The organism is Phyllobacterium sp. P5_D12 (assembly GCF_054049495.1).
The window spans coordinates 1-6,721 of the sequence record NZ_JBFUMG010000233.1; the positions used below are offsets into that span (position 1 = coordinate 1).

The 6,721-nt window shown below is 55.0% G+C and carries 6 protein-coding genes; all 6 read right to left on the reverse strand.

From position 1 onward, the window contains the following. Positions 1-20 precede the first annotated feature (20 nt). The 6 genes from ACXJ5O_RS15495 to ACXJ5O_RS15520 all read right to left on the reverse strand — a co-directional run bounded on the left by ACXJ5O_RS15495 (position 21) and on the right by ACXJ5O_RS15520 (position 6,705). A complete protein-coding gene (locus tag ACXJ5O_RS15495; RefSeq protein ID WP_457300668.1) occupies positions 21-761 on the reverse strand; it encodes a TfuA-like protein in 741 nt (246 codons plus the stop codon). A 9-nt stretch (positions 762-770) separates the two neighbouring features. Then, positions 771-2,027 carry a YcaO-like family protein gene (locus tag ACXJ5O_RS15500; protein ID WP_457300669.1) on the reverse strand — a complete coding sequence of 419 codons (1,257 nt, stop codon included), beginning with the start codon at positions 2,025-2,027 and terminating at the stop codon, positions 771-773. A gap of 835 nt (positions 2,028-2,862) precedes the next feature. Then, positions 2,863-3,105: a hypothetical protein gene (locus tag ACXJ5O_RS15505; RefSeq protein WP_112526165.1), complete on the reverse strand. Its 243-nt coding sequence runs from the start codon at positions 3,103-3,105 to the stop codon at positions 2,863-2,865. A gap of 37 nt (positions 3,106-3,142) precedes the next feature. Beyond that, the gene (locus ACXJ5O_RS15510) at positions 3,143-5,167 is read right to left on the reverse strand and encodes a BTAD domain-containing putative transcriptional regulator (RefSeq protein ID WP_457300670.1); all 2,025 of its coding nucleotides are present in this window, start codon (positions 5,165-5,167) and stop codon (positions 3,143-3,145) included. Between the two features lie 417 nt (positions 5,168-5,584). Continuing rightward, positions 5,585-5,776 carry a hypothetical protein gene (locus tag ACXJ5O_RS15515; RefSeq protein WP_457300671.1) on the reverse strand — a complete coding sequence of 64 codons (192 nt, stop codon included), beginning with the start codon at positions 5,774-5,776 and terminating at the stop codon, positions 5,585-5,587. A 146-nt stretch (positions 5,777-5,922) separates the two neighbouring features. Beyond that, complete coding sequence (locus ACXJ5O_RS15520; protein ID WP_457300672.1) at positions 5,923-6,705, reverse strand: helix-turn-helix domain-containing protein; 783 nt, start codon at positions 6,703-6,705, stop codon at positions 5,923-5,925. Positions 6,706-6,721 lie beyond the last annotated feature (16 nt).

Sequence of the window (6,721 nt, forward strand, 5' to 3'; positions counted from 1 at the left end):
GGACGAAATAATCAATAGGTTCAAACCCGAAGCTTGCTCCACTGCGTGGTTTCGTTGAATTGCCATCCGGCGAAATCAGGCCGCAGCTCTCTGACTGGGGCAGCGCTTTTGTGCTCCAGAAGAACGTCGAGCAGCATCGCGGCATCTTCGCGCTTGATATTGCGGATATGCGGTTTCAATCTTTCGGCCGCGCGGTCGATCTCGGGCGAGACGACCTCGAATACCCGCCGCCAGGTCCGTTCTTTGAAAAACACAGAATCGGCGCGCGCGCGAATCAGAGTGTATTCCCCGGCATCGATTGTTCCGGCGGYGAGCGCGGCAGCGAGCGTTGCGTCGATGGTCACCATGGCTTCACTGAAGGCGACATAGCCGAATTCGGCCGGCGCGTGAACCTGCGCGACGGCGGCATCGTCTTCCAGACCGCCAAAGGCATAGCGCTCGAACACGTCGCCGATGCCGATCATCCCAAACGGATGGCACTCGGCAGCGCGCAAGGCGCCCATGCTGGCCGCGCCGTAAACAGTGGCTCCGAGCGACAGCGCGTAGAGAATTTCCTTATGCCAGACCGCGGCAACGTCTTCGAACCGCCCGTCGACCAATGCGATGACGCGGAAGCCTTGATCTACCGCATGGGTGATGTCACCGCATTTGGCCGGGCCGCGGCAGGTCAACCCATATTCCGGCAGAACGCGGTCTTCACCACCTCGCACAGGCACAAATTCGGTGCCGGAGAGGCTTGGGCCCGCAAACAGGATCTTCATCGCGCCCTCCTATTGCCGAAGCATGGCGTTGAGCGCACGCCCGCCAAAACGATGCTTGCGGATACCAGCCGGACTTTCCAGCTCGTTGACCAAAACACGGCAGACTGACATCCCGTAGTCCTCGCCGCCCATTGGAACGACTACGACGCCGCCGATACCGCGCCGGCGCAAGGGTTCGAGATAGGTTTCGAGGCTGGCGCGGTCCGCAGGTTCTGGCTCGTCAAACCGCCAATGATCGGCCGGTTCGGCGTGGATGTAGACGCCGAGATCCGGCGCAAGGCGCTGCGCATATTCGGAGGGGTCAAAATCATCGCGCGCGCCGGAAATATTGGTGATTCGCGTCTGTGCTGCCTCGGTTATAGCCCGCATCGCCGCAACGCGCGGCGATAGATGGCAGCCGTAACCGGCGGCGAGATCGAAATGCAGATATGTGCCATGCTGTGTCGCCGGGCTGATCGTCGCCATGAACACGGGCAGGCCGATGTCCGACGTCACGTTGAACAGCCGCAAAACAAAGTTTGCCGCAGCGATCCGTTCGGCCAGCCAGTCAATGCCGCTATCGTCGAAAACTGCCGGATCGACGCAATGCGCCTGCACACCAGCGTCACGTTGAAAGCGCCACAACTCGGTCGCATCGCGTTCGACACGCTCGCACAATCCGTGAATGACCGCTTCCAGCAGGCAATTGCCCGAGGCAAGGCCATCGGTCGACTGGCAATAATGCCAGGATTGCCGTGCCGAGGTGAAATCGAGCGAGACGAGTTCGCGGGGCACAAAAACCGGCTTCTGTTTCAAAAGATCGAAGCCTTCGAGCCAATAATCGTTTTCATCGGCCCCGGCCTCGTCCGCGCCACGCATCAACAGCACGCGCCCGTCAAAAACATCGTGACCGGCGTCACGTAGCTCGCGGCGGCTGGCGGCAAAGGAAGCCAATGGAATATCTTCGGCAATGGCGATTTCGGCGGCCTCCATCACAGCGGAAGCGCGGGCATGGGCGGCGCYGATGCCTTTGCCCTGGCTGACAGCCAATGTCCGGCTGTTGGGGCGCACGGCCATCCACACGGGAATGCCGATCCGGTCGAGGCCGGTCACCTCGGCCATCCGGACGATGCCCAAACGAGGAAAGTGCGGCCGCAACCGGCTAACGGTTTCGTCCGCATCGATCAGTCTTGTCGATGACAATTCTCCCGGGCGGAAAGCAGAACGAAGGTTCGCTTCGTCTGCCGCCAGCCGGTCGAGAACCGGAATCTCGGCCAATGGTTTCATTGCCACTCCATCAGGCCGCAAAGCACGCATTTATTGCAAACTATCCAAATGCTGGATAACGCGCTTGCAACTGTGTTTAGTTTATTGCCGCGGGCCCAGCGGAATGCGCCCGTTCCGACGGATTGCTGCGGTACCCACTGGCCACAACCGGACCAGCGGAATGCGCACGCTCCGATGGATTGCTACGATACGCGCTGTCCACAACCGGACCGGCGGAATGCGCACGCTCCGACGGATTGCTGCGGTACACGCTGTCCACAACCGGACCGGCAGAATGCGCACGCTCCGATGGATCGCTGCGATACCCAGTGGCCACAACCGGACCGGCAGAATGCGCGCGCTCCGACGGATTGCTGCGATACCCAGTGGCCACAACCGGACTGCTCGAGTGAGCACGATCAGATGTTTCATCCCGTGCGTTCACTGTTAAGAAGATCTCTGCTTCTTTCGATGCAGGACCAAAGAAATGCGCGCGGTCCGACGGATCATTCCGCCTGCCCGCCGTCATCACCATACCGCTAGAATGAGCGCGGCCAGTAGCGTCACTCCGGCTTGCATCGGCAGCAATGATATTTCCGGGTCGATTGGCAATCGAATCAATGAATTCACTGCCAGCCAGTCCGGAAGAGGCGATTAAATCACGATCGAGAGGCTCGATCGTTTGAGTTTCAGAGTCAACGAGCCAGAGCGCGTTCGTCTCTGGATCATTCAAGATGTAAAAAGTTGCCATGCGAATAACCTTTCTATGAAGGAGAGCCCACATGGCGAACGTATGACGATTTTATTTTAGATCAAGAAGAAGTATGAAAACGACCCCTTTTTCTCAAAATTTAACTTACTTTTTAACTGGGGCTGGATCAACAATATGCGATTTCGTTGCGCTATCGGATCTATTATTGGTCGCAATCGCAACATCCACACCTTTTATGGTCGTTATTCCTTGCTTTCTTGCGGTCTCAATGACCTTGACCAAACCAGCGTCGCCGGCTCCCGCCGCCGGCACAACTGTTCCATTTTCCACGTCAACCAGCCAAAGCTCAGCCTGCCCGGCTTCGCCGAGGATAAAATATTTCGCCATAGTATGGTCCCTTTACTTGAAGTTCGAATGTTGCTGATTATTGAAAACCTGCTTCCCGGAGCGAGTCTTCGTATTTCTGACGCTGTTCCGGAACTCTCAGGCACATGCCCTTGATCCAGTCATCAATTCTAAAGTTTGGATTGTCCTCTAGTGCTTGATCTCTGCATTCGAACGCTTTCTCTTTTTCGCCAAGCATGGCCCAGCAGGCTGCCATAGGACGCGCAGCAACGCGCGGGTTCTGCATGCGCTGTATAAAGTCGATGGCCTCAGAGTACCTGTCGAGGTCGTGAAGCGTGCCCGCGCCTACCCAATAATAGTAGTCAGGGGCCAACGGGTTCAAAGCGATGGCCTGCTCAATCTTCTCAAATGACAGCTCGAGATAGCCGTAGTGGTTGAGTGCGTCAGCATAGTCGGCCAAGAGATCGGCGTGCTGCGGATTAATGGACTCGCCCTGGTCGAAATATTCGAGACTGTCGTCGAATTTACCAAGRTACATGCTGATGGTGCCAAGTTCGCGCAAAGGCCGTTCATCATCCGGGTCGGCTGGTGCGGCCCGCTTGGCGATCTGCTCACCCTCAAGCAGGATATCCTTCTCGCTTCGAGCACGCATCAACCATTCCTTCTGCATCGTTCGCGCGATGCCACTTAAAGCCGGCACGAAATCTGGCGAAGCCGTCAGGGCATTCTTGAAGGCCTGGCGCGATTGATGCAATTTGGGGAGGTCGAACTTGTCTATTTCCTTCTTGCCTATGAGATACCAGTAGTAAGCATTCGGGTCCTGGTAAAGCTTGTTGTAGCGGTCGAGTTCGGACTTCTCGATGACAGAAACAACGGAGAGTATGATGCGGATCGACAGCTGGCGGTATTGCTGCTCGGGCAGGACATAATCGAACTTCTGCTTTTCGGCCCAGACGATTTCCTGCGTAGCAACATCGACCAATTTTACCGACAGGAAACAGAAACCATCGCGGCGCACGATCTTGCTGTCGACGGCATAGTTGACTCCGAATTGCGCATTCAGCCCTTCGAAACTGTCAATGGGAGATTCGGAGACGACCCTCTTCGATGTATAGGGCGCAACAACCGACAGCGTACGCAGACGGCAAAGCCCGATGGTAATATCGTCTACGAGCGAGGCTGCAAGCTGCTCCATCGGATCCGCTGCATTGTGCGGCATATAAAGGACCATGACTCGCGGCAGGCCAGCCCTTTTGTTCYGCTCAAGCTGGGTTGTCGCCAGGATTGATTGCGGGGTCTGGATTTCCACGCCATTGGCAACGAGCGGAGGAGCCGGCTGCGGCAGGATAAGGGCCCGCGTCGTCGCCGGTGAAAGCTTGGGTAGCAGTTTCTGGTAAAGCTCGATCGTCTCTTCTTCCGGATCGACATCGAGGTCGTCACGGAGCTTCTTGGCGCATTCGCGGAATGTGCGTTCGACCTTCGCGATCAAACCAAGTTGCGATGCGGTCTGCATCAAAGTGCGATAGCCGACCTCCTGATAGGGATCGATCTCGATCAGCTTGCGGGCGCATTGACGCTTTTCATCGATGCTGACCCCAACCGGCTGGTTGACCATCCTCAAGAGTGTCGTGATCAGATCATCACGCAGCTTGACGCGCTGGACATCCAGCCATTCATCGAAATCGGAGTTCTGCGGCTCGTTATGGGCGAGCAGGTCGCCGGTATAAAGGCCGGCAAGGCTAAGGACAGACTCTATGTCGCCCAACTGCGCAAACTCCAGATATTCAAGGAGATCGATGCTGAGCAGTTCTGCCCTCACCTGCGACAGATTAAGATAGACATATGTGGCGTCGCCCTGAACAAGATTGAGGCCGTACTGTTCCTGAAATTTGCGGATGCGCGCCAGGCTCTGGCGCAAATTCATGGAAGCATGGGCCTGATCCGTATCGGACCAGAAAACTTGAGCAAGCTTTCCACGGGAAACAGAATGGTTGGGACTCTCGAGAAGCAAATAGACGATTATGCGAAGAAAATTCGCAGGTACGCGCGGGACGAGTTGCCCGCCCAGACTAACAGTTGCCTCTCCAAAAACCGCCAGCTTCATTCCGCCTAAACCCCGGATTTTATTTGATTTTCTGAATACGTAACCCTGTCAATCGATAAATGCCATTCTGTCTTGCCATTAACTCTACTATAGCTTCAAATAGTTCACTAGAGGGAGTATTAGCATAAAGTCTAATAACTATGGATTAAGGCATTCCCCATGGCAAGCGCAATCGCTGGATAAAACGCCGAAATTCGAGACTTTGCAGTCAATTTCGTTCCTCACCGCGGCCCTTATTGCGGTCTTTTTAAAGAGAACCAATTAGTAAATAATAAATTCGATTGAGTCACCAAAATACTACAGATCGCAATATTCAAAAAGCTATACACAAGAGAAATTCAAGTGGAGAAATATAAGAGAATGGAAGCACTGTCATGCAATAGTCATGATGGCCGCTGATCCATTTCCAATGGGGTTTTAGAACGCGCGCTTGATTTCGAATATGGCCTTGGCGATCGCGATGTCGGCTTCCGAACCAGCGCTCTCAGCTGTCGCCTGGACCAGTTGTTCGCCAAGTTCGGACAAAGCGAGGGAAACCTCATACCTGTCCCAACCGGCGGTCAACGCGTCATCCACCAGTTCCTCGAATGCTGCCCGGAGGGCGTTCATGCATTCGTTGGTTCTGTTCGATTGATCATCGAATCTATGTGGCTGTAATAGCGTCATGCCATGATCTTACATCTGGTATGAGACCCGACAAGCCGCCAATTTGAGGTAGAAGGCCTGCATTAGAGGTAGTTGGACTGACCCTTCGGTCAGTGCACAACCGTTGTGTCGAAGGGTTTCATTCCATGATGGTTCATGCTGTTGCGATAAATCGCCGTCGCTTGTGTGCGGTTATGCGCCCGCAACTTGCGGATCAGATTATGCACATGAACCTTGACCGTATGGATCGAGAGCGTCAGGCGATCTGCAATGATCTTGTTCTGCAGGCCTTCCGATAAAAGCTGCAGAATCTCGTGTTCCCGCAATGTCAGCGTTTTGACGGGCCATGCCCGGTTGGAAGCGTTGTCTGACTGAGTATAGAGCTGCGGTACCTTACCAGGAACGTTGGGTGACTTTTCCATCGAACGGATGATGGTGGAGGGATAATAATCGCCCCCGTTAAGCAATAGCCAGACGACCGCGAGCCAAACATCAAGTTTCAAGCTGAAGGGCAGAAGGCCCTGGATTGTCTTGCTGTCAAAAAGACCGGCGAGTTCCTGCGTGGAACGGCTGTTCTCATCGATCATCAGCGTAACCGATGCATTCGGGAAGCGCATCTTGCAGCGCGCAATGCAGTCGACCACGTCGGAAGCAAAGTCGGCGTGAAGCAGCACGAGGCCTACATTGGGATCGGGTGTGCCCGTGTCCCCAACGTTATTCGAGAGGCTGACCTGAATATCAGGAAAGGTTCTTTCGAGAGATTGCATCAACCCCTGGAAAACAACTCCGGCCTCGGCATGAATAAATATGCCGCCACGGAATTTCGTTCCGCCGTCAACCGGGGATCCTTGCTGAATAAGGTCAGTTCCCATACGCGCAACTGTTACACTCATGTTCATACCCTACGCC